The organism is Geobacillus sp. GHH01 (genome assembly GCF_000336445.1).
In the GTDB taxonomy this organism is placed as follows: domain Bacteria; phylum Bacillota; class Bacilli; order Bacillales; family Anoxybacillaceae; genus Geobacillus; species Geobacillus zalihae.
On sequence record NC_020210.1, the window covers coordinates 1,576,227 to 1,596,652 of the forward strand.

Sequence of the window (20,426 nt, forward strand, 5' to 3'; positions counted from 1 at the left end):
TTACTCCACCACCTTAATGCGCGCCGTCATCATATGGTGGCCGGCGCCGCAATATTCGTTGCAAAGAATTGTATACTCGCCCGGTTTGTCAAACGTGGTTGTTAAGCTGTTCACATAACCGGGTTCGACCATCATGTTCACGTTCGTTCCCGGGATTTCAAATCCGTGGATGACGTCTTTCGAAGTGACGTTGATCGTCACTTTCGCTCCTTTTGGAATTTCGATCGCATTCGGTGTAAAAGAAAACGCGGCGACGACGATGTTCAACTCGTATTCCTTGTCTCCTTTTTTGACGAGCCCCGGATGATCAAACGGCGGGGTCGAATCGACTTTTTCTGGATCGATCGTTGTCAGGCAGCTCGGCGGCTGCTGTCCGGCGGCGAATGCACTTACGCCGACGACCGTCAAAAAAACGATCAAACAGCCGATGCCAAACGCAAGCCAAATTTTTTCATACTTATGGATGTGCATACCGATTCCCTCCTTTGCCGCTTACAGGCGGTGCAAAAATAAAAAGTAGACGCTGACCCAAGAAAAAATGACGAAAAAGCCGAGCAGAAACACAGAGGCCAGCGTGCCTTTGAGCGCCGGCTCTTTTTCCTGTTTCGTTTGCCGGGCCGCTGTGATCAGTTTTGCCATGCCGTATCCCTCCTCTTTGTTGGATTCATCCCCCATAACAGCCATTCAGCAGGTGCGCCAAACGGCCAATTTCCCTGCTTTGACACTATCATAACTGTACAAAACTGAGGCAACAGTGACTTTTCTCACAAAAACGATGCTGGAAGTGTGAACAAATGGTGACGTTTGTGAAAAAATGATGAAGACGTCATTTTCTCTCTGCGGACGTTGTTTCCGCCAGTTGTCACCGGTTCGGTTGTGACCGTCATTGGCTTGACGCTCATCCCGGCAGCGGTGAACAATATGGCCGGCGGACAAGGGGCGAAGGACTTTGGTGATCCGGCTAACTTGGCGTTGTCGTTTGGCGTGCTTGCACTCATTATCGTGTTATACCGTTGCTTCAAAGGGTTCATTCGCTCCATTGCCATTTTGCTCGGCATGGCAGCTGGCACGGCGGCAGCGGCCATGATGGGGAAAGTGGACTGGACAGCGGTCGCTGAGGCATCGTGGGTTCATTGGCCGCAGCCGTTTTACTTCGGCGCTCCGTCGTTTCATGGCCCCGCTGTTTTCACAATGGTGCTCGTCGCGATCGTCAGCCTTGTTGAATCGACCGGCGTCTACTTCGCTTTATCCGACATTTGCCGCCGCCGGCTGACGGATGAGGATTTGGCGGGCGGCTACCGCGCCGAGGGATTGGCTATCATCATCGGTGGGCTGTTGAACGCATTTCCGTACACGACGTACTCGCAGAACGTCGGTCTTGTCCAATTGTCGGGCGTGAAAACGCGCAGCGTCATTTACGCCGCGGCGGCCTTCCTCGTCTTGCTTGGGTTCGTGCCGAAAATCGCCGCAGTGGCGACGATCATACCAGCTCCAGTTTTAGGCGGGGCGATGCTCGCGATGTTTGGCATGGTCATTGCCTACGGTGTGAAAATGTTAGGCCAAGTTGACCTAACTGTGCAAGAGAACTTGCTGATCATCGCCTGCTCGGTCGGCGTGGGGCTTGGGGTGACGGCGGTGCCGAACTTGTTTGCCGAGCTGCCGACCGGCTTGCGCATTTTAACCGACAGCGGCATCGTCGCCGGCAGCATGACCGCCATCCTCTTAAACGCCGTCTTCCATCTAGGCAAAGCGAGAAAATCAGTTGCCCTGCCGCTGCAGGAACAAAAAATTTCATAATGGTGTTGATCGCTTTTATAGCCATCTTCGTTTTCCGGCCACTGCTCGGGAAATGGGGGTGGCTTTTTTATTGGCGTGTCGATTGACAGAGAAAATGATAGAAACTGGTGGAGGGATGATGGTATAATGGAAAGCGAATAGGAAAGGGGGTGAAACAATGGATGAATGGGTGGAGCGCCTTTTCGATGAGCTGCGGCAAATACGGAATCAGATGGCGACCAAACAGGATGTTGTCCGGATGAATGATCGCATCGATCGGCTTGAACAAACGGTGAGCGCGACGAAAGAGGATGTTGCGCGGTTAAACGGACGCGTCGGGCAACTCGAAGAGACCGTGGCAGCGACGAGAGAAGACGTTGTCCGGATGAATGATCGCATCGGGCGGCTTGAGCAGACCGTGGCAGCGACGAGAGAAGACGTCGCAGCGCTGGATGGGCGCATCGGAACCATCGAGCGGACGATGGCAACGAAAGAGGATGTCGCAGTGCTGGATGAGCGCATCGGGACCATCGAGCGGACGATGGCAACGAAAGAGGATGTCGCAGTGCTGGATGGGCGCATCGGGACCATCGAGCGGACAATGGCAACGAAAGAGGATGTCGCAGCGCTGGATGGGCGCATCGGGACCATCGAGCGGACGATGGCAACGAAAGAGGATGTCGCAGCGCTGGATGGGCGCATCGGGCAGCTTGAAGAGACCGTGGCGGCCAACAGAGACGACATTGCGGCGCTCGACAGCCGGATTGGGCGCATGGAACAAACGATGGCGACGAAAGAGGACGTTGCTGAATTGCCGTTTATTCGGCAAGCTGTCGTGGAAACGTTAGAAACGCTCCATGAAATTTCGGCGATGAAACAAACCCTCACAAAAATGCAACAAAAAGTCAATGAAGTCATTGCCGGACAAGCGCGGCAAGAGCTCGTACTTCAATCCCTCGCTTTGCACTTGCTCGAGCATGAAAGTGAAATCCGCGCGCTAAAAGCGAGATAAATAACGAACCTCTCCTATTGTACATCCTCGCTGATGATCATGTTCCTTCCAAAACAGGCCGGTTTTGTCCGCGCCTGTTTTTTGATTGCAGCAACTTTTTTTGGCTGCGAAAACTAATATAGATGCAACGAAGAAGTTTAACATATCCTTGACGGAAAAGCGGTTGGCCTCTTTTCGACTGTCGGAGGAAAGCCACAGGCTTCTCTGTCACGCCAAGGCGTGACGGAGGACCGAACAACCGCCTGCTTCACAGACCCATATATGGGTCTTTAAGCGGCGTTGTTCGGTCGCCCGACAGTCGATCAAATACTGGGTAAAAGTTGCAAATGGTAAAGCTTCAAATTGCATCTATATAGAGATCCATCCGCTGTTCCTGAAAAAACGGGTGTACAAACATATTTTCCATTGCATATAGTTTGGCTTGTTGCGCATCCTAATAGAATAAAGAGGAACAGACCGAGGTGTTTGTATGCCGGTTCTTTTATCCGTCGGCACAGCAAGGATGCCGTATACAGCCTCCCAAAACGAGGTGAAGCAGCATGTCGCCAGGCTGTTCGCCGGTCGAATGGCGCGTGCGGAGCGGCTGCTGCAGGCGTTTGACAACAGCGGCATTCATACGCGCACGTTTGTCCAACCGCTTGCCTGGTACAGCGCGCCGCGCGGTTTCGGTGAAAAAAATCGGGTGTACATCGACCGTGCCGTCCGCTACAGCCGAGAGGCGGTCAATGACTGTTTGCGCAAGGCTTCGTCCGGCCCTGTTTTGCATGAGGAGATCGATGCGCTGTTTTACATCTCAACGACAGGGCTGTCGACGCCGAGCATCGAGGCGCGGCTGATGAACGTATTGCCGTTCTCCCCTCATGCCGTAAGAGTGCCGATTTGGGGGCTCGGTTGTGCGGGAGGGGCGGCTGGGCTCGCCCGGGCAGCCGACTATTGCCGGGCGTTTCCGAATGCCAAGGCGCTTGTGATCGCCGTTGAGTTTTGCAGTTTGACGTTTCAACTCAATGATTGGTCCAAAAGCAATGTGATCGGTACGTCGCTTTTTTCCGACGGCGTGGCGTGCTTGCTTGTGGCCGGCGACGGAGCGGCGCCGACAGCTGGCGCGCCGCGTGTCATCGCCGCCCGCTCGGTGCTCATGCCCGGCTCGGAAGACGTGATGGGCTGGGATGTTCGTGACGAAGGTTTGTTTGTCATCTTTTCAAAAGACATTCCGGCGATTGTTCGCTCTTGGCTGCGCCCGCAAGTCGAGTCGTTTTTGCAGGAACATGGGTTAGGACTTGGGGATCTTCATTATTTCATCGCCCACCCGGGCGGGAGGAAAGTCATTGAAGCGTACGAGGAGGCGTTCGGATTCGGTCCGGAACAGACAAAAGCCGCTAGAGACGTGCTCGCCCGCTACGGCAACATGTCGTCGGCCACCGTGTATTTTGTGCTCGAACAGATGATGCGGCAGCCGCTTTCGCCCGGGCACGGCCTGCTTATCGCTCTCGGCCCGGGCTTTAGTGCGGAAATGGTGCTGCTTCAATGGGGGGGATGATCGTGCGGTTTTGGTTCGTGTTTTTGGCGGTTGCCGGCATGCGCGTCATTGAGCTTCGGCTTGCAAAACGGAACGAACAGTATGTGAAAGCGCTCGGGGCGCGGGAGTTCGGCGCTCGCCATTACCCGTTGATCGTATTGATGCATGTCGGTTTCTTTTTGTCGTTGGCTGTTGAGGCGCTTCGAAAAGGCGCGCGCCCGTCGCGCCGCTGGCCGCTTTTGTTTCCGCTTTTTCTTGTCGTGCAAGGGCTGCGCGTATGGACAATTGGGTCGCTCGGCCGTTTTTGGAATACGAAAATTTTGATCGTGCCAAACGGCCAAGTAGTGAAAAAAGGGCCGTACCGATGGCTTCGCCACCCGAACTATGTGGTTGTCGCCTTAGAGATCGCGCTGTTGCCGCTTTTGTTTCAAGCGCCGATCACCGCGCTTGTCTTTTCGCTTTTGAACGCATTTTTGCTGTCGATTCGCATCGCGGTTGAGGAAAGAGCGCTGGCGGCGCTCACCGACTACCGGGAGGCGTTTCGGGAGCGGCCGCGTTTTTTGCCCCGGTTAAGGGGGGAGGTTGCCATCCGCAAGATGCGGCAAGCTGAAAGCAGCGGACAAATGAAAAACAGCCCTTGAGCCGTCTATGATGGCATCTGTTCGCCGTTCGCCTGCGGGCGGCGGCAGGGCGTTGCCTCTTTCTCTATGTCATCCTGTCGGGTTACGGCGGGATTTTTCTTTTTTTCTATTGGGAAACGGGGCGAAATGCAGTAAAATGAATGTAAATGACATTGACGGAAACAAAGGGGTTTTGGTCATGGGGCATATTGCGATTGAGCGGCCGTCATTGCGGCTGTGGCTTTCGAAAATGATCGACATGCACGATCAGCTTCAGTCCGCGGATGACCAGGAGCATGCGGGCAAAGTGAAGCAGCTCATCGAAAAAGCGGCATCCGGTGAGCTCATTGTCGCATTTTGCGGCCATTTTTCCGCCGGCAAATCGAGTTTGATCAACGCGTTGCTCGGCGAGCCGATGCTGCCGTCCAGCCCGATTCCGACGAGCGCCAATCTCGTCAAAGTGAAAGCCGGTCCGGACTATGTGCGCGTCTTTTTCCACCGCGATGAGCCGGTCGAGTATGAACCGCCGTACGACCCGGACTTGATTCGCGCCCAATGCCGGGACGGGGAGACGATCGAATGGATTGAAATCAGCCGAACGACGGACGCCATCCCGCCGGGGGTTGCGATCCTCGATACGCCGGGCATCGATTCGACCGATGACGCCCACCGGCTGGCGACGGAGTCAGCGCTTCATTTGGCGGATGTCGTCTTTTACGTCATGGATTATAACCATGTGCAGGCGGAATTAAACTTCCAATTTACAAAACAATTAACAGATGAAGGAAAGACCGTTTATTTGATCATCAACCAAATCGATAAACATCGCGACGACGAGCTGCCGTTCGCTGAATTTCGCGCCTCGGCCGCCGAGGCGTTCCGGCGTTGGGGGGTTGAGGCGGCCCGTTTGTTTTTCTTGTCGCTGAAAGACCCGTCACATCCGCACAACGAATGGCATGAGCTTGTCGCTTGTTTGCGCCGGTTGTTTGCCGACAAGGAGGAATGGCTCGTCCGCGGCGCCGAATCGGCGTTAAAACGGATCGCCGACGGCCATCTTGAGCATCTCCGCGCACGGCACGAGCCGCTTGAGCAAAAGATTGAGGCGCGCCTCGAGGCGCTTGGCGGCGCCGATGACGAGGCGGCTGCCATCGCGGAGCTCGATCGCCTTGAGGCGGAGCTTGCCGATTGGCAAACAGCGCCGTCGCGGGCGGAGGAGGCGTTCCGTTCGGAGCTTGAGCGCGTGCTGCAAAACGCGTACGTGATGCCGTTTGAGACGAGGGAGCGGGCTGAGGCGTACTTGCAGGCGATGCAGCCGAATTTCAAAGTGGGCTTGTTGTTCGCGAAGACAAAAACGGAGCAAGAGCGCAAGCGGCGGCTTGAGGCGTTTTATGAAAGCGTCAAAGCGCAAGCGGCGGCGCAAATTGAATGGCACGTCCGCCAGCTCCTTGTTCAGTTTGGGAAAGAATGGCATGCTGATGACGATTGGTTCAGCGAGTGCCAGCAATGGACGGCGGAGTGGGATGAGACGATGCTTGCCGGCCTCGTCAAACAAGGGGCGGAATCAAGCGGCGCCGCGCTATTAAATTATACGGATGAGGTGGCGGCGGCGCTGAAAAAACGCTACCGCGACTCGGCGCTCGCCTTGTTTGCCGAACTGAAGGAACAAATCGCCAAACGGGCGGCCGCCCAAACAGAAACATTGAACGGACAGCTTTCGGCGGCGCGCGAAAAAGTGGAGCTCGCCGCCCGCCTCGCCCGCCTCAGAGCCGAGCGGGACGAGCGCCGGCGTGCGTTCGAGCAGCTGATCGCTGCTCCATGCGAGTCTGCATCGCTTGATGAAAACCGTCTCGCCGCGTTGACGGCGCCGCCGGTCTTCCGGAAAGCGTGTCATGCCGAGGCGGCAAAACCGCAAGCAGCATTCAAGCCAGCGGAAACAAGCCGTCTTTCCGTCAAAGAGCAAGCGCTCGGTCAGGAAGCGGCCGGCCTCGGAGTGAGCGAAAGAGCGGACGAAGCTCGGACGCTTTCAAGCGGCGGAAAACAGCGGAGCGAAGAGGCGGCCGATCGGCTTGAGGAGGCGGCGGCTTGGCTTGAACGGTCCGAAATGCTTGGCCGCTTCGCTGGACCGTTGCGCGACAAGGCGCGTCGGCTTCGCGAGCGATCGTTTACCGTCGCTTTGTTTGGCGCCTTCAGCGCCGGCAAATCGTCGCTGGCGAACGCCTTGCTCGGCGCCCCGCTTCTGCCATCGTCGCCCAACCCGACAACCGCCGCCATCAGCAAAATCGCCCCGCCTGATCACAAGCATCCGCACGGCACGGCGGTGGTCAAGGTGAAAAGCGAACCGAAAATTTGGGCGGATGTGCAATCGTCGCTTCGGCAGTGCGGCCATGAGGCGGATACATGGGATGAAGCGCTCCGCCTTTGCGCCCGCCTGGCCGAATCGGGAGCCGAACATCCGGCGCAAAAGCCGCATGTGGCTTTTTTGGCAGCTGCCGCGGCCGGCTATGAGCGGATGAACGGTCGATTCGGGGAGATCGTCTCCATCGGTTGGGAAGAACTCGAGACGTATGTCGCTGACGAAGCGGTGTCATGTTTCTTAGATGAGGTCGTGTTGTACGCCGACTGTCCGCTCACCCGCCAAGGGGTGACGCTTGTGGATACTCCGGGGGTGGATTCACTTAACGCCCGCCATACGGGAGTGGCGTTTCATTACATGAAGCATGCTGATGCGTTGTTGTTTGTGACGTATTATAACCATGCGTTCTCGAAAGCAGACCGCGAGTTTTTGCTTCAGCTTGGGCGCGTGAAAGACACGTTTGCGCTTGATAAAATGTTTTTCGTCATCAATGCGGCTGATTTGGCCCAGTCGAAAGAGGAGCTTGAGGCCGTCATTTCCTATATGAACGGAGAGCTGGCGCGCTTTGGCATCCGCTTTCCGCGCCTTTATGCGCTCTCAAGCCGCTTGGCGCTGGCGGAAAAAACGGGGGCCGAGCCCGGTCCGCGCGGCGTCTTGGCGGACTCCGGCTTGTCTGCCTTTGAAACCGACTTCTTCCGCTTCTTAACGGAAGAACTGGCGGAAGTTGCCGTCGAGAGCGCATATGCCGAGCTTGAGCGGGCGCGGCGGACGGCAGAGGAATTCGCGCGCGCCGCCGGGCAAAGCGAAGCGGAAAAAGCGGGGAAACGGCAGGCGCTTGAGGCGGTGAAAACGAAGATGCACGCCGTGCTTGCTGGCATTGATGATGCCTACGGCCGGCAGGCGCTTCGCCAAGAAGTCGACGAATTGCTCTATTACGTCAAGCAGCGCGTCTTTTTCCGCCTCAACGATGTGTTTAAGGAGGCGTTCAACCCGGCGGTGCTCCGCGACGACCAAGGCCCGGCGCGTCGGGCGCTTGAGCGTTGCCTCGACGAGTTGCTCGCATCGGTTGGCTTTGATTTGGCCCAAGAGTTGCGGGCGACGAGCTTGCGTGTTGAGTCGTTTTTGCACAAACAGCTGGCCGAGCAGTTCTCGCGCCTATTCCATGAGCTTCGTCGTTTCGATGATGCGCTCGCGCTCACGCCGCCTGAGCCGTTTGCCTTTTCGGCGCCGGAGTTTGCCAACGCCCTTGGGGATGTAGACCGGGTGCGGTTTACCAAGGCGCTTTCGCTGTATAAAAACGCCAAATCATTTTTTGAGCGCGACGAAAAGCGGCGGATGAAAGAGGAAATTGAGGCAGCGCTTGTCGAGCCGATCGACGCCTATTTGGCTGAGCAAAAAGAGCGGCTTGTGGCGACGTACGCAGAACAATACAAGGCTGCCGTCGCCGCACTTTCGGCCGCTCTCGCGGAACAAGTCGACAGCTATATGGAGGGCTTGCTTGCCGTGCTCTCCGCAACGGCGGATCATGAGGCGCTCGCCCGCATCGAAGCGGCGCTTCGCGGCCTTCTTTCGGGCCGCGGCGGGGAGGCGCGTTGATGAACCGGTTTCACGCTTGCGCTACATGCATCCACTACCGTATAGAAAAGCGAGCCGACGGGCTGTACACGTATTGCCGCCGGCTCGGCTATGCGACGAAACCGAACTATCGGTTCAACTGTTGGACGCCGAAACCGAACGTCCGGCGTTTGATGGAAAAAGAAGCAGGAAAGGACGAGGACCATTGAGCGAAGTGCATCACGCGATCACTGCCCATGTGCAAAAACAGCATACCATCTTGAAGCAATTTGCTATGCTCGACGCCGAGCGCGAGCGGCTCATCGACGAAGCGGTCGAGCGGTGCCGCCGCGGCGAGCCGTTTACGGTTGATGGGATCAATGAAGTGACGAAGCGGATGAACGAACTGGCCAAAAGCGGCCTCGTGCCGGCGCGCCGGTGCGTGACGCCGGAGATGGTGCGCGAGTACGTGAGCCGGCTTGAAGGGAAAGAGCGGTCGTGACGATGGCGAGCGCTGGCTGAGCGTGTCGGCGCCGCCGGCGTCCTGTTGATGATTGGCTGCTTTCCGTTCCGATCAAGAAACAACGTTTGGCGTCAGCAAAAACAAAAAGGGGGAGGACATATGGCGTCGCTTGTTTCCCATGAATGGCTCCTTCGCCATTTGCACGACGAAAACACGCGCATTCTTGATTGTCGGTTTTGGCTTGGCGATCCTGCGAAAGGAGCGGCCGTTTACCAGGAAGATCATATTCCCGGTGCCGTGTATATGGACTTGGAACGCGACTTGTCGGGCCCAGTCGGAGAGCACGGCGGCCGCCACCCGCTTCCGTCGGCCGAGCAAGCGGCGGACGTGTTTGGCCGGGTCGGCATCGATGAAACGGTGACCGTTGTCGCTTACGACGACCAAGACGGGGCGATGGCGGCGCGTTGCTGGTGGTTGCTTCGCTATTTCGGCCATGCCCACGCATACGTATTGGACGGCAATTATCGTGAATGGAAGAAGAAAGGGCATCCGGTGACGAACGTCGTCCCTGCTGTGGCGTCCCGCCCGTTTCGGCCGCGTCCGGATCGGTCATGGCTGGCGACGGTTGAGGATGTGCGCGCCGCCGTCCGCGATCGCTCGGCTGTGCTCATTGATTCGCGTGAATGGAAGCGATATGCCGGCCTGGAAGAACCGATCGACCGCCGAGCCGGCCGCATCCCAGGAGCGGTGCACCGGTTTTGGAAAGACGGAATGACGGAAGGCGGCTACTGGAAAAGCGCTGTCGAGCAGGCGGCTCGGTTTGCCGATTTTGACCGTGGGCAGCCGTTGATCGTTTACTGTGGTTCCGGCGTCACCGCCTGCCCGAACGTGTTGGCGCTCCACGAAGCTGGTTATCACAACGTTCGGCTGTACGTCGGCAGTTTCAGCGACTGGATTTCCTATCCGGACAACCCGATTGAAACGGGTGACCCGTCATCCGATGCTTAGTTTTCTCCGATTCGGGCTGAAACATCATTCGACGCCTCAGTGTTGTCGGATGGAACCGTTGTTTCCTTTTCGTTTTCTTTTTTCGGTCCGCATGAGGTCGAAGCGTTGTTGATTTTCAACGATTTTCACCTAGTGTTTGTTTCGCTTTTCTTCCATTGTTTCGGCCGTCGGTTGAAGCCGCTGTATGCATAGTTTTTTGGCCGCCGGCGGATACTATAGGTGAACCGACGGAAGCAGAGGAGGAGACGCATGGGCCGGACAAAGCTTGGCAATGCCAATGCCCAACGAAACAACAACGCCAAAAAGAAAAACGGCTTCAATGAATGGACGAGCGAGTTTGCTTCGTACGCCGAGGTGGAAGCCGAGAAACTGAAAAACGACCATAAAAACATCCGTTAATGACGAGGGCTCGCCCCTCGTTTTTTCGTCCTTAGACGTCAACGTTGGCAAACACAAACGTATGTGCTATAATGATGGGCAGAGCGGCGGAGGGCGCTGGATGGAAGAAAGGGCGCCGGCCGGCAGGGAGGGAAATGCGTGCGGAAATGGTTCGTCGTCCTATTGTTTTTGGCCGTTGCCGGCTATGGTCTTTGGAATGCGATGGCTGCCGGGAACGAACAGGAAACAGACGAAATAGAAAGCGGCCCGGGCATCGGCCAGACGGCCCCTGATTTGACGCTGCCGACGCTTGGCGGCAAAGCCGTCCGGCTGTCTGATTTGCGCGGCAAAGCGGTCGTCCTCAACTTTTGGACGTCGTGGTGCCCGCCGTGCAAAAAGGAAATGCCGGAGCTTGCCAAGTTTTACGAGCGGCATGGCCGCGAAGTTGCGCTCCTTGCCGTTCATTTGACGACGCAAGATACGTTGGACAACGCTGAGCGGTTTGCGAAAGCGAACAGGCTCATGTTTCCAGTCGGCCTCGATGTGCGCGGCGAAGCGCTTCGTCAATATCGAATCCAAACGATTCCAACGACGTATATTATCGATCCAAACGGCGTCATTCGGCGAAAAATTGTCGGCCCGGTGACGGCGAAGCGGCTCGAGCAGGAAACAGCGCTTTTTCGTTGAGCAGATGGCTGCAGCGAAAGGCGCTTTCTTCGTGGTTCGTTATTTTTCAAAAAGTTGTCATAATTTTTATCTTTTTTGGGCATGAATAAGATTACAATAAAAGTGAGGGGAGGTTGAAGCGATGAGACGATCCCGCAAAATGACTCTCCAAGAACTGATCAGCGAGAACAAACGGCAATTGTTGAACGATCGGGAAGCGCTCGAAAAAATCGAGAAAAAGCTGGAAGAGCGGATGCTCAAAAAAGCAGAATGACCCATGCATAGCGGTTCTCCGGGCGGACAGACTAGATGGCGAGGAGGCGAAGACAATGAGCAATCCGAAAGGAAGCCGCAAGCATTTCGTGCCGAACCATATCGGCACACAGCCTCGCGCCGCAGGAGGAAACAAGGGCAAACAAATGCAAGACCAGTCCGGCCAGCACGCCCAAGTCATCCAAACGAAGGGCGAATAGCCGGAAACTCGCGCAAAGGAGGAAGCATTCATGCCGCGTCCGAAACCGGATGACCGCAGCGACAATGTGGAAAAGCTGCAAGAAATGGTGCAAAACACCATTGAGAACATAGAAAAAGCCGAAGAAACGATGCAGTTTGCGTCGCCGGAGGAGCAGGAGAAGATCCGGGCGAAAAACCGCCGCCGCGAAGAAGCGATCGCGGCCATGCGCGCGGAAATTAAAGACGAAGCCGCTGCACGGGAGCACGGCTACCAGTAAACGAAGCAGCCCTCATGCGGGGGGCGGCTTCGTTTTTTTGTCTACCGCTTGAGCGAGCCGACGGGCGAATGGTAACATAGAAGAGGAGGCCCGGTAAAAAATGGAGGGAGAACGAACGTGAAAGTGGCAGAAAAACAAATTGAAGTGCGTTATGCGGAAACAGACCAAATGGGCGTCGTCTACCACGCGAACTATTTAGTTTGGATGGAAGTCGGGCGCACGGAATTGATCAAACAGCTTGGCTTTCATTATGCTGACATGGAGAAAGAAGGCATCATTTCGCCTGTTGTCGATTTGCAAGTGTCGTACAAAAAGCCGCTTCGTTATGGGGAAACCGCGACTGTCCGCACATGGATTGACGCCTATGACGGCATCCGCGTGACATACGGCTACGAGATTCTCGCCCCGGACGGCGAGGTGGCGGTGACCGGAAAGTCGCAGCACGTTTGCGTCAAGCGCGATACGTTTCGGCCGATCGTGATCCGCAAATATTTTCCTGACTGGCATGAAGCATATGAGCGGGCGAAGCGGTAAAGGGGAGCGGTGCGATGGCGTTTGGCATCCGCCGACATGAGCTCGCGGCATGGAAAGAGAAAGTGAAGCGCGGTGAAATCGCCTTTTTGACCCACTATTGGTACGACGAACGGTTTCCGCATTGCACGACAGTGACGAAAGTCGGCTGCGCCGATGTCGAAAAACTCGCCGCTTGGGGGCGGCAGTACGGGCTGAAGGAAGAGTGGATCGACCGGCGCGGTGAGTTTCCGCATTTCGATTTGCTCGGTGAGACGCAAACGCGCATTTTGCAGCAGGAAGGACGGCTGTTTGAACTGGAACGATTCACGAAACGGGGGAAGAAGGAATGATGATCGATTTGGCCGTTGTGAAGGAAATGTCGAAACATACGTTGATCGATACGCTCGGCATCGAAATTGTTGAGATTGGCGAAGGCCGCGTCGTCGCGACGATGCCGGTCGACTGGCGCACGCACCAGCCGGCTGGGCTGCTGCATGGCGGCGCCTCAGTCGCCTTAGCGGAGACGGTCGCCAGCATCGGCGCGTACGCGCTTGTGGACCCCAACACGGAAAACGTCGTTGGATTGGAAATCAACGCCAATCACGTCCGCGCCGTTCGCCGCGGGACGGTGACGGCGACAGGGACGGTGTTGCACCGCGGCCGGACGACGATGGTGTGGGATGTGCGCATTACGGACGAACAAGGGGAGCTCGTCTGCATCTCCCGCTGCACGATCGCCATTATTCGAAAAAGCTAGCGTCACGGCTAGCTTTTTTCGCTGGTTAATGGAGCAAAAACACCGGTTCGCCGCTTTTTTCGTCCAAATCAACCGTCAAATCGCGGCCGTCAAAATACCATTGGTCGCTGTCTTCGACAAAAAACGTCACGCCGTCAACCGTCGTCTGCGCCGCCGGCTTGTCGACCAGTTCGTCTTTGGCCATGCCAAGCGAAAACCCTTTTTGCACGGTGCTGCACCCGCCGTAGCGGGCAAAAAAGCGGATCGCATCGCCCGGCTTCAGCCCGAGCTCCCGCTTGTACCAATCAAACGCTTTTTTTGTAATCATGATGTTCATGGCTTCCCCTCCTCACTTGTTTATTATAAGTGAATGGACGGCGCCGGTAAAACGATTGTGTGAACATTAGCTGACAATTTTAGGATAAAACGCTTTCCATAAAGTGGCGGTGTCCTTGTTTTCATCGGTTGGAGTAAAACGCTGGCTGGCGGCAAACAGTAAAAGCGAAGGGGGTGAGGGCGGTGGGCAAAAAGCGGACGTTTCCGCTCAGCTACGAATCCGACGGACTGATGGGGAAAAGCAATGAAAAGCATCCGCGCCGCTCGGACAGCCGGCAAACGGGCAAACAAGCGCCTGATTTTTTCAACACGACGCCATCGAGCGAATAAAAAAGCCGAATCGAACGGGCGATGGTTGAACATCGCGCTGTTTTGTGAATAAAGTAGCCAGTAGGCTGCTTTTTTTTATGGCACCTACTATACAAACGGGCCGGTCCGCGCTATCATTACTTGAGGGATATCTTTTTCGAAAGGAGTGGCGTTTTCGTATATGAGTAGTTCAAGCCCGAACGAACCGGAACCGGAATATAGCGGGGAACGCGGCCTGTTCCTTTTCTTGCCGGCTGCTCATCATACGAAAACGGGCTCCGGACGGAAAGGAAGAGGCGCCGCCTTCCTCGCGTGAAAAGGAGGAAGGATGCCAGATGATGAAAATGTATTTGTCCGATGCCAGCGGCAAAATGCGCGAAATCGATCATATTGAAAATGGCTGCTGGATCAATCTCGTTGCCCCGACGGAAGACGAAATTCGCTACATCGCCCACCATTTGGACATTCCGATCGATTCGATCAAAGACGCGTTGGATGACGAGGAGCGGTCGCGCGTCGAAAAGGAAGACAACCATGTGCTCATTATCGTCGACATTCCGATTGTCGCCCATGATGAAGTGGACGGCCCGATTTACGAGACGATTCCGATCGGCATGATCATTACGAACACGTGTTTTATTACGGTTTGCTTGCAGGAGAATCCGATTTTCGAAGAATTCTCCAAAAACAAAATCAAAAACTTTTACACGTTTATGAAGACGCGGTTTGCGTTGCAAATGCTGTACATGATTTCAACGTATTATTTGCGCTACTTGAAGCAAATCAATCGGCGGACGAGCGAAATCGAAAAAGAATTGCACCAATCGATGAAAAACAAGGAGCTGTTTTCGCTTCTCAGCATGGAAAAAAGCTTAGTGTATTTCATGACGTCGCTCAAAGCAAACAACATCGTCATGGAGCGGCTCATGCGCCTCAATTATTTGCGCATGTACGAAGATGACCAGGATTTGCTGCAGGACGTCATTATTGAAAACAAGCAGGCGATTGAAATGGCCGAAGTATACAGCAGCATTTTAAGCGGCATGATGGACGCGTTCGCTTCGGTCATCTCAAACAACTTAAACATTGTGATGAAGTTTTTGACGGCCATTACGATCGTCATTTCGCTGCCGACGATGGTGGCGAGTTTCTACGGCATGAACGTACCGATTCCGTACCAACACTCTCCGTACGCCTTTTTGATCGCGATGGCGCTCGCCGGTTCACTGTCAGCGGCGACGGCGTACATCTTTTGGAAAAAGCGATACTTTTGACGGCCAGGCGCGTTTTGGATGGCCATGCGAACGGCTGCCCTGTCATTGGGGCAGCCGCTTTTGCTTTCGGACGGCCACACCGCCGGAGAAGATGAATTTCATCGCCTCTTCCGGCGAGATGTCGACGACTTCCACTTGCTTTTTCGGGACGAGCAGGGTGAGCCCGGCGACTTGAAACGCCTGCGGGATATAGACGGCGACGTAGTCGGCGAGAGGATCGTGCCAAGCGCCGACATCATCCATTGTCATGAAGCCGAGGCATTTCCAGCCGCTTTCTGGCATTGTAACGAGCACAACTTGCGAAAACGATCGTTTTTCCCCGACGAAGGAAGCGATTGTATCTTTGGCGACGGAATAAACCGTTTTCATCAAGGGAATGCTTTCAAGCAACCGGTCGATCAGTCGAATGAGGCGGCCGCTTACGTATTGCGTCGACAGCCAACCGCAGACGGTAATCAGCGCGACAGTCGCCAATAGGCCTAGGCCGGGAATGTAGCGGCCATCCAAATACGGACGGACGTATTGGCCAAGCAGCCCATCCAAAACGGTGAACACTTTGTAGCACACATAGACGGCGAGTAAAATTGGCACGATCGTCAGCATGCCGTTTAGAAAATGTTTCACGAAAAAACGCATCCCTTTCCCTCCCCGCTATTCATTCTCTACCACCATACCAATTTTTTTGGCTTTATACAACTCTCTATTATATCGAACGTTTTTCGTTATATTCGGCAAGAAAGTTCGTGTTTTTCTTGACGAACTGCCAAATGTTCCGTATACTTTCGAATGGAACATGGGAAATGGGGGATGGATCATGAACAATCATTACGATGTGATCGTGGTCGGCGCCGGGCCGGCCGGCATTTTCACTTGCTACGAACTGACGCTCAAACTCCCTGGAGCGAACGTGCTCTTAATCGATAAAGGGCACGATATCTATAAACGCAATTGTCCGATTTTGCAAAAAAAAATTGAAAAGTGTCCGCCGCCGGCCGGCAAAAAAGACTATGCCGGCTGCGTGCCGGCCTGTTCGATCACGAATGGATTCGGCGGAGCGGGGGCGTATTCGGACGGCAAATTCAATATCACGAGCGAATTCGGCGGCTGGATGACCGACTATTTGCCGGCTTCGACCGTACTTGAGCTCATCCGCTATGTCGATGAGATCAACTTGAAGCACGGAGCGACGACATCGATCACCGACCCGATGACGGATAAAGTGAAAGAGATCGAGCGGCGCGCCTATGCGGCCGGGCTGAAGCTATTGCGCGCGTACGTCCGCCATTTGGGTACAGAGCAAAATTTGGAAATTTTGAAAAGCATTTTTGAATATTTGCGCGAGCGGATTGCGATGCGCTTTACAACGGAAGTGGATGATATCGTGACCGAGCGGACGGAGAGCGGCCATCGAGTGAAAGGCGTTGTGCTGAAAAACGGCGAAACGTTGACAGCGGAAAAAGTCGTCATCGCTCCGGGGCGCGATGGCTCGGTTTGGCTGAGCAAAATCTTGCGCAAGCGCCGTTTGCGGATGATCAACAATCAGGTTGACATCGGAGTGCGCGTGGAAACATCGAACATCGTCATGCAAGAAATTAACGAACATCTGTATGAAGGGAAATTCATTTTCAACACGTCGGTTGGGACGCAAGTGCGCACGTTTTGCAGCAACCCGTCCGGACATGTCGTCGTCGAAAACCATTCCGGCATCATGCTCGCCAACGGCCATGCGTACAAAGATCCAAAGCTCGGCAGCAACAACACGAACTTTGCCCTTCTTGTTTCACATAAGTTTTCCGATCCGTTTGACAAGCCGAACGAATACGCCCATGAAATTTCCCGGCTGGCGAACGCCTTGTCGAACGGCGGCATCATCGTGCAAAAATACGGCGACATTTTAAAAGGACGGCGATCGACGGAAAAGCGGATCAAAGAAGGGTTCATCGAACCGACGCTAAAAGAAGCGGTGCCGGGCGATTTAGGCCTCGTTTTGCCGTACAACACGATGAAAAGCTTGATCGAAATGACGGAAGCGCTCAACCATGTTACTCCGGGGCTTGCCTCTGAGCATACGCTCTTTTATGGGGTGGAAGCGAAGTTTTATTCGGCACGTCCGAAACTGAACGACCGCTTTGAAACCGAAATCGCCGGGCTGTATGTCGGCGGCGACGGCGCCGGCATTACGCGCGGCCTTGCGCAGGCGAGCGCCTGCGGCGTCTGGATCGCCCGCGATATCGTCGAGAAATTGACGCATTAGGTGAGGAACCGAGGGCAGGCCCCTTCAAACGGGGGCCTGTTTTTTTTGCTGTCTGCCTAGGGACGGATTAAAAAGTAAACTGAAATGAAAATATAGTTGACAAATATGCGGCTGGTCCGTTACGATAAATGTAATGATATGGAAAGGGGAGAGGAGAGATGGCAAACTGGCTGGTGTTGGCCGAGCAAGTGTTGGGAGGCCACGAGCTGACCGATGAGGAAGCATTGGCGATATTGGATTGTCCGGACGAGGAGTTGCTCCTTTTGCTGCAAGGGGCGTACCGGATTCGCTCCGCCTATTATGGAAACAAAGTGAAGCTGAACATGATCATCAACGCCAAATCCGGCCTCTGTCCGGAAAACTGCGGCTACTGTTCGCAGTCCGCCGTATCGACGGCGCCGGTGAAAACGTATAAAATGGTCGACAAAGAGACGTTGTTGCGCGGCGCGGAAGAAGCACACCGTTTGCGCATTGGGACGTACTGCATCGTCGCCAGCGGCCGCGGGCCGAGCGATAAAGAGATCGACACCGTTGTGTCTGCGGTCAAGGAAATTAAAGAGCGGTTCGGGCTGAAAGTGTGCGCCTGCCTTGGGATCTTAAAGCCGGAGCAGGCGGCGCGGCTGAAAGAGGCGGGAGTCGATCGCTACAATCATAACATTAACACGTCAAAACAGCACCATCCGAACATTACGACGTCCCATACATACGACGACCGGGTGCGGACGGTGGAAACGGTGAAAGAAGCTGGTCTTTCGCCTTGTTCCGGCGTCATCATCGGCATGAAAGAAACGAAGCAGGATGTCGTCGATATGGCGCGCAGTTTGCGGGCGCTTGACGCCGATTCCATTCCAGTCAACTTTTTGCATGCGATCGACGGCACGCCGCTGGCTGGCACGAACGAATTAAACCCGCGTTACTGTTTGAAGGTGCTGGCCCTTTTTCGCTATATGAATCCAACCAAAGAAATCCGCATCGCCGGCGGGCGAGAAGTGAATTTGCGCTCACTTCAGCCGCTTGGCCTGTATGCCGCCAACTCGATTTTTGTCGGCGACTATTTGACGACCGCCGGGCAAGAAAAGTCAGCCGATTATCAAATGCTTGGGGATCTTGGGTTTGAAATCGAATTTGCCCCGGCTCCGCAAGCCGGAGTCGTATCATGAACGATGCCGCCGGAAGATGGCGGCTTTTTGTATGTGCGCTCACCGAGGACAATACCTAGCGAAGCGGGAGGCATGGGAGGCGCCATGCGGTTTCAGATGGGACGCCACGATGGCGCATCGCAAGCCTTGGCGAGAAGCGGAGCGCATGATAAGACGGTGGACTTGGCCTGCCTATGCTCTGACGTGAAAAGCGGATTGAACCCCTATTGCGCCGTTTGACGCGCTTTTTTGGCATGAAAAGCCAACCCGACGCGTACGATGGGAATACAAGCGGCGAAAAAAGGCTTCACAAACAGCCAAAAGCTCATTATAATAGCAACAAAAGGAAAGGAAGAGGATGGGGGACATGGCAAAGTCATTCTACCGTTACTTGCTGCGCTTCCGCCATGGACACCAGGAAGATCCGGTCGTCCGGTTTGCGAACGGAGCGTATGAAGACCACAGCTTTCCAAAAGGGTCGACGGACTATGAAGAACTGAGCGGCTATTTGGAGCTTAACGGTGACTATTTGGAAAGTATGGTTGTGTTTGATGAGCTATGGGAGCAATTTTTGCATGAAGCATAACTAAGGGAGCGTTCCCATTTCATAAATTGGGAGCGCTTTCAAATAGCTTTTTTCCGCGCGGTTGCAGGTGTCCACCCTTCTTGGCATGCATATACTATACTAACCATTTGTTCCAAAAGGGGGGAGAGGCCAATGAGCGCGCCGAAACGCCCGAAATTTTCCGTCGGCGACATCGTCGTCAATACATTGTACGGAACGGTCGGAACGATCACCGATATTCAGCAGATTGACGGTACGTTTTTATACGAAATCAACCATGGCCATAGCTTGTTTGCCGAGCAAGCGCTCATTTTATTGTCTGAGTTTGCGGGTGATTTATGGATCGCGGAAGAGATTGAAATTGAGTTGCCGTTTTTTCTTGGCGAAATTGTCCGCGTCCGCGATTATGGCGGCCATTTGTTCAAAATTGTCGGGGTGCGGACAGAAATTTACCGCTACTACGGGGAAGGATGGGAAGAGACGATTTACGAATTGAAACGGCTGATGGATGGTTGGGAGATTGAAGTCCATCTGGAAGACATCATTCCGCTTGCCGACGGAGAGGAGACGTCTATTACGCTCGTGCAAGATATTGTCATCGCCGCGCCGGTGAAAGCGTCGCTTCTATTGCCGCCGGCCGACAACGGAGAGAAAGGGCCGTCGGTCGACGAGCTCCTTGACATGTACAACGATTATAAAGCGTTATATGAATGGTTCGGCGATGAACAGTACCAACGGATGATGGAAACAGTTGTAAAACGTTTGCGGACAATCGCCGATCACCAGGATAGAAATTGATAAAGAATAAAAAGAAAATAAGGAATGCCGGCGAAAATGACGATCGCGCCCAATCCATTGACAACTGTTTCCATCATTTTATCGATCGCAGTGAATTTGTCCATTTTGTCCGCCTCCGTGTTTTTTGTTTTGTTGGTACATATGTATGGGGGAGACTGAAAAAATAGTACAACATGATTTTTGACATAAAACGGAAGGCGGCGACATACAACATTACAAAGGGGGCGAGATGCGGTGAAGGAAATTGAAGTGATTATCGATACGGAAGAAATCGCTGAGTTTTTTTACCAAGAACTCATCCGCCGCGGCTTTGTGCCAACGCAAGAGGAGCTTGAGGAGCTCGCGGATATTACGTTTGACTATTTGCTTGAAAAATGCATCATTGATGAAGAGATTGACATCGATGGGGAGTAGTCCTCGTCGTT

At 54.5% G+C, this 20,426-nt stretch carries 27 protein-coding genes and 1 pseudogene; 23 read left to right on the top strand and 5 right to left on the bottom strand.

Annotated features, from left to right (window positions below):
* On the bottom strand, nt 1-471 hold the full coding sequence (locus tag GHH_RS07745; RefSeq protein WP_011231043.1) for a cytochrome c oxidase subunit II: 471 nt from the start codon (nt 469-471) through the stop codon (nt 1-3).
* Between the two features lie 21 nt (nt 472-492).
* Nucleotides 493-639 (bottom strand): cytochrome c oxidase subunit 2A, encoded by a 147-nt coding sequence (locus GHH_RS07750; protein ID WP_015374723.1) that lies wholly within the window; start codon nt 637-639, stop codon nt 493-495.
* A gap of 198 nt (nt 640-837) precedes the next feature.
* Between GHH_RS07750 and GHH_RS07755 the strand changes: the two are divergent.
* The 16 genes and pseudogenes from GHH_RS07755 to GHH_RS07820 form a co-directional block, all read left to right on the top strand.
* Nucleotides 838-1,797 (top strand): annotated as a pseudogene (locus GHH_RS07755) (nucleobase:cation symporter-2 family protein); the annotation flags it as partial.
* Nucleotides 1,798-1,954: 157 nt separating this feature from the next.
* Nucleotides 1,955-2,788 (top strand): hypothetical protein, encoded by an 834-nt coding sequence (locus GHH_RS07760; RefSeq protein ID WP_015374725.1) that lies wholly within the window; start codon nt 1,955-1,957, stop codon nt 2,786-2,788.
* Between the two features lie 469 nt (nt 2,789-3,257).
* Entirely contained in the window at nt 3,258-4,325 is a 1,068-nt protein-coding gene (locus GHH_RS07765) for a type III polyketide synthase (protein ID WP_015374726.1), read from the top strand.
* Nucleotides 4,322-4,945, top strand: a complete 624-nt coding sequence (locus tag GHH_RS07770) for an isoprenylcysteine carboxyl methyltransferase family protein (protein ID WP_015374727.1) — start codon at nt 4,322-4,324, stop codon at nt 4,943-4,945. The genes GHH_RS07765 and GHH_RS07770 overlap by 4 nt, the downstream gene beginning before the upstream one ends.
* Before the next feature lie 178 nt (nt 4,946-5,123).
* A complete protein-coding gene (locus GHH_RS07775) occupies nt 5,124-8,873 on the top strand; it encodes a dynamin family protein (RefSeq protein WP_041470470.1) in 3,750 nt (1,249 codons plus the stop codon).
* Nucleotides 8,873-9,061, top strand: coding sequence for a hypothetical protein (locus GHH_RS07780; RefSeq protein WP_013145453.1), 189 nt, complete (start codon nt 8,873-8,875; stop codon nt 9,059-9,061). Before GHH_RS07775 ends, GHH_RS07780 begins: the two co-directional genes overlap by 1 nt.
* The gene (locus tag GHH_RS07785) at nt 9,058-9,333 is read left to right on the top strand and encodes a YpbS family protein (RefSeq protein ID WP_015374729.1); all 276 of its coding nucleotides are present in this window, start codon (nt 9,058-9,060) and stop codon (nt 9,331-9,333) included. Before GHH_RS07780 ends, GHH_RS07785 begins: the two co-directional genes overlap by 4 nt.
* A 120-nt stretch (nt 9,334-9,453) precedes the next feature.
* Nucleotides 9,454-10,302: a sulfurtransferase gene (locus tag GHH_RS07790; protein ID WP_015374730.1), complete on the top strand. Its 849-nt coding sequence runs from the start codon at nt 9,454-9,456 to the stop codon at nt 10,300-10,302.
* 249 nt (nt 10,303-10,551) lie between these two features.
* The gene (locus GHH_RS19135; RefSeq protein WP_015374731.1) at nt 10,552-10,701 is read left to right on the top strand and encodes a hypothetical protein; all 150 of its coding nucleotides are present in this window, start codon (nt 10,552-10,554) and stop codon (nt 10,699-10,701) included.
* A gap of 138 nt (nt 10,702-10,839) precedes the next feature.
* Nucleotides 10,840-11,367: a TlpA disulfide reductase family protein gene (locus GHH_RS07795; protein ID WP_015374732.1), complete on the top strand. Its 528-nt coding sequence runs from the start codon at nt 10,840-10,842 to the stop codon at nt 11,365-11,367.
* A 121-nt stretch (nt 11,368-11,488) separates the two neighbouring features.
* Nucleotides 11,489-11,620 carry an FbpB family small basic protein gene (locus GHH_RS18135; protein ID WP_011231055.1) on the top strand — a complete coding sequence of 44 codons (132 nt, stop codon included), beginning with the start codon at nt 11,489-11,491 and terminating at the stop codon, nt 11,618-11,620.
* 55 nt (nt 11,621-11,675) lie between these two features.
* A complete protein-coding gene (locus tag GHH_RS07800) occupies nt 11,676-11,819 on the top strand; it encodes an acid-soluble spore protein N (protein ID WP_011231056.1) in 144 nt (47 codons plus the stop codon).
* Nucleotides 11,820-11,849: 30 nt separating this feature from the next.
* The gene (gene tlp / locus GHH_RS07805; protein ID WP_013145449.1) at nt 11,850-12,077 is read left to right on the top strand and encodes a small acid-soluble spore protein Tlp; all 228 of its coding nucleotides are present in this window, start codon (nt 11,850-11,852) and stop codon (nt 12,075-12,077) included.
* Nucleotides 12,078-12,194: 117 nt separating this feature from the next.
* Nucleotides 12,195-12,611 carry a thioesterase family protein gene (locus tag GHH_RS07810; RefSeq protein WP_013145448.1) on the top strand — a complete coding sequence of 139 codons (417 nt, stop codon included), beginning with the start codon at nt 12,195-12,197 and terminating at the stop codon, nt 12,609-12,611.
* A 14-nt stretch (nt 12,612-12,625) separates the two neighbouring features.
* Complete coding sequence (locus tag GHH_RS07815; protein WP_011231059.1) at nt 12,626-12,940, top strand: hypothetical protein; 315 nt, start codon at nt 12,626-12,628, stop codon at nt 12,938-12,940.
* On the top strand, nt 12,940-13,347 hold the full coding sequence (locus GHH_RS07820; protein WP_015374733.1) for a PaaI family thioesterase: 408 nt from the start codon (nt 12,940-12,942) through the stop codon (nt 13,345-13,347). The genes GHH_RS07815 and GHH_RS07820 overlap by 1 nt, the downstream gene beginning before the upstream one ends.
* Before the next feature lie 25 nt (nt 13,348-13,372).
* Here GHH_RS07820 and GHH_RS07825 read toward each other — a convergent pair whose 3' ends face one another.
* Complete coding sequence (locus tag GHH_RS07825) at nt 13,373-13,663, bottom strand: HesB/YadR/YfhF family protein (RefSeq protein ID WP_015374734.1); 291 nt, start codon at nt 13,661-13,663, stop codon at nt 13,373-13,375.
* 182 nt (nt 13,664-13,845) lie between these two features.
* Here GHH_RS07825 and GHH_RS19140 point away from each other — a divergent pair, with 182 nt between their 5' ends.
* On the top strand, nt 13,846-13,992 hold the full coding sequence (locus GHH_RS19140; protein WP_013145445.1) for a hypothetical protein: 147 nt from the start codon (nt 13,846-13,848) through the stop codon (nt 13,990-13,992).
* Nucleotides 13,993-14,306: 314 nt separating this feature from the next.
* Nucleotides 14,307-15,245 carry a magnesium transporter CorA family protein gene (locus GHH_RS07830; protein WP_013145444.1) on the top strand — a complete coding sequence of 313 codons (939 nt, stop codon included), beginning with the start codon at nt 14,307-14,309 and terminating at the stop codon, nt 15,243-15,245.
* Between the two features lie 42 nt (nt 15,246-15,287).
* On the opposite strand, the gene GHH_RS07835 is transcribed toward GHH_RS07830, so the two are convergent.
* On the bottom strand, nt 15,288-15,881 hold the full coding sequence (locus tag GHH_RS07835; protein ID WP_015374735.1) for a DUF502 domain-containing protein: 594 nt from the start codon (nt 15,879-15,881) through the stop codon (nt 15,288-15,290).
* A 178-nt stretch (nt 15,882-16,059) separates the two neighbouring features.
* Here GHH_RS07835 and GHH_RS07840 point away from each other — a divergent pair, with 178 nt between their 5' ends.
* The 4 genes from GHH_RS07840 (at nt 16,060) to GHH_RS07855 (ending at nt 20,001) form a co-directional block, all read left to right on the top strand.
* Nucleotides 16,060-17,499, top strand: a complete 1,440-nt coding sequence (locus GHH_RS07840) for an NAD(P)/FAD-dependent oxidoreductase (RefSeq protein WP_013523669.1) — start codon at nt 16,060-16,062, stop codon at nt 17,497-17,499.
* 158 nt (nt 17,500-17,657) lie between these two features.
* The gene (bioB, locus tag GHH_RS07845) at nt 17,658-18,659 is read left to right on the top strand and encodes a biotin synthase BioB (RefSeq protein WP_015374736.1); all 1,002 of its coding nucleotides are present in this window, start codon (nt 17,658-17,660) and stop codon (nt 18,657-18,659) included.
* Nucleotides 18,660-19,005: 346 nt separating this feature from the next.
* Nucleotides 19,006-19,224, top strand: a complete 219-nt coding sequence (locus GHH_RS07850; protein ID WP_011231067.1) for a YozE family protein — start codon at nt 19,006-19,008, stop codon at nt 19,222-19,224.
* A 132-nt stretch (nt 19,225-19,356) separates the two neighbouring features.
* Nucleotides 19,357-20,001, top strand: coding sequence for a hypothetical protein (locus GHH_RS07855; protein WP_013145442.1), 645 nt, complete (start codon nt 19,357-19,359; stop codon nt 19,999-20,001).
* Here the strand turns inward: GHH_RS07855 and GHH_RS19640 are convergent.
* Nucleotides 19,983-20,105: a hypothetical protein gene (locus GHH_RS19640; protein WP_013145441.1), complete on the bottom strand. Its 123-nt coding sequence runs from the start codon at nt 20,103-20,105 to the stop codon at nt 19,983-19,985. The two genes, GHH_RS07855 and GHH_RS19640, sit on opposite strands and share 19 nt — an antisense overlap.
* A 130-nt stretch (nt 20,106-20,235) precedes the next feature.
* Between GHH_RS19640 and GHH_RS07860 the strand changes: the two genes are divergently transcribed.
* Complete coding sequence (locus GHH_RS07860; RefSeq protein ID WP_011231069.1) at nt 20,236-20,415, top strand: YozD family protein; 180 nt, start codon at nt 20,236-20,238, stop codon at nt 20,413-20,415.
* Nucleotides 20,416-20,426 lie beyond the last annotated feature (11 nt).

Coding starts and splice junctions, on each gene's coding strand:
- GHH_RS07770 (WP_015374727.1), top strand. CDS start 4,322: ATGATCGTGCGGTTTTGGTTCGTGTTTTTGGCGGTTGCCGGCATGCGC.
- GHH_RS07830 (WP_013145444.1), top strand. CDS start 14,307: ATGATGAAAATGTATTTGTCCGATGCCAGCGGCAAAATGCGCGAAATC.
- GHH_RS07745 (WP_011231043.1), bottom strand. CDS start 471: ATGCACATCCATAAGTATGAAAAAATTTGGCTTGCGTTTGGCATCGGC.
- GHH_RS07800 (WP_011231056.1), top strand. CDS start 11,676: ATGAGCAATCCGAAAGGAAGCCGCAAGCATTTCGTGCCGAACCATATC.
- GHH_RS07750 (WP_015374723.1), bottom strand. CDS start 639: ATGGCAAAACTGATCACAGCGGCCCGGCAAACGAAACAGGAAAAAGAG.
- GHH_RS07765 (WP_015374726.1), top strand. CDS start 3,258: ATGCCGGTTCTTTTATCCGTCGGCACAGCAAGGATGCCGTATACAGCC.
- GHH_RS07855 (WP_013145442.1), top strand. CDS start 19,357: ATGAGCGCGCCGAAACGCCCGAAATTTTCCGTCGGCGACATCGTCGTC.
- GHH_RS07760 (WP_015374725.1), top strand. CDS start 1,955: ATGGATGAATGGGTGGAGCGCCTTTTCGATGAGCTGCGGCAAATACGG.
- GHH_RS07820 (WP_015374733.1), top strand. CDS start 12,940: ATGATCGATTTGGCCGTTGTGAAGGAAATGTCGAAACATACGTTGATC.
- GHH_RS18135 (WP_011231055.1), top strand. CDS start 11,489: ATGAGACGATCCCGCAAAATGACTCTCCAAGAACTGATCAGCGAGAAC.
- GHH_RS07840 (WP_013523669.1), top strand. CDS start 16,060: ATGAACAATCATTACGATGTGATCGTGGTCGGCGCCGGGCCGGCCGGC.
- GHH_RS07815 (WP_011231059.1), top strand. CDS start 12,626: ATGGCGTTTGGCATCCGCCGACATGAGCTCGCGGCATGGAAAGAGAAA.
- GHH_RS07850 (WP_011231067.1), top strand. CDS start 19,006: ATGGCAAAGTCATTCTACCGTTACTTGCTGCGCTTCCGCCATGGACAC.
- GHH_RS07825 (WP_015374734.1), bottom strand. CDS start 13,663: ATGAACATCATGATTACAAAAAAAGCGTTTGATTGGTACAAGCGGGAG.
- tlp (WP_013145449.1), top strand. CDS start 11,850: ATGCCGCGTCCGAAACCGGATGACCGCAGCGACAATGTGGAAAAGCTG.
- GHH_RS07775 (WP_041470470.1), top strand. CDS start 5,124: ATGGGGCATATTGCGATTGAGCGGCCGTCATTGCGGCTGTGGCTTTCG.
- GHH_RS07835 (WP_015374735.1), bottom strand. CDS start 15,881: ATGCGTTTTTTCGTGAAACATTTTCTAAACGGCATGCTGACGATCGTG.
- GHH_RS19640 (WP_013145441.1), bottom strand. CDS start 20,105: ATGGACAAATTCACTGCGATCGATAAAATGATGGAAACAGTTGTCAAT.
- GHH_RS07790 (WP_015374730.1), top strand. CDS start 9,454: ATGGCGTCGCTTGTTTCCCATGAATGGCTCCTTCGCCATTTGCACGAC.
- bioB (WP_015374736.1), top strand. CDS start 17,658: ATGGCAAACTGGCTGGTGTTGGCCGAGCAAGTGTTGGGAGGCCACGAG.
- GHH_RS19135 (WP_015374731.1), top strand. CDS start 10,552: ATGGGCCGGACAAAGCTTGGCAATGCCAATGCCCAACGAAACAACAAC.
- GHH_RS07780 (WP_013145453.1), top strand. CDS start 8,873: ATGAACCGGTTTCACGCTTGCGCTACATGCATCCACTACCGTATAGAA.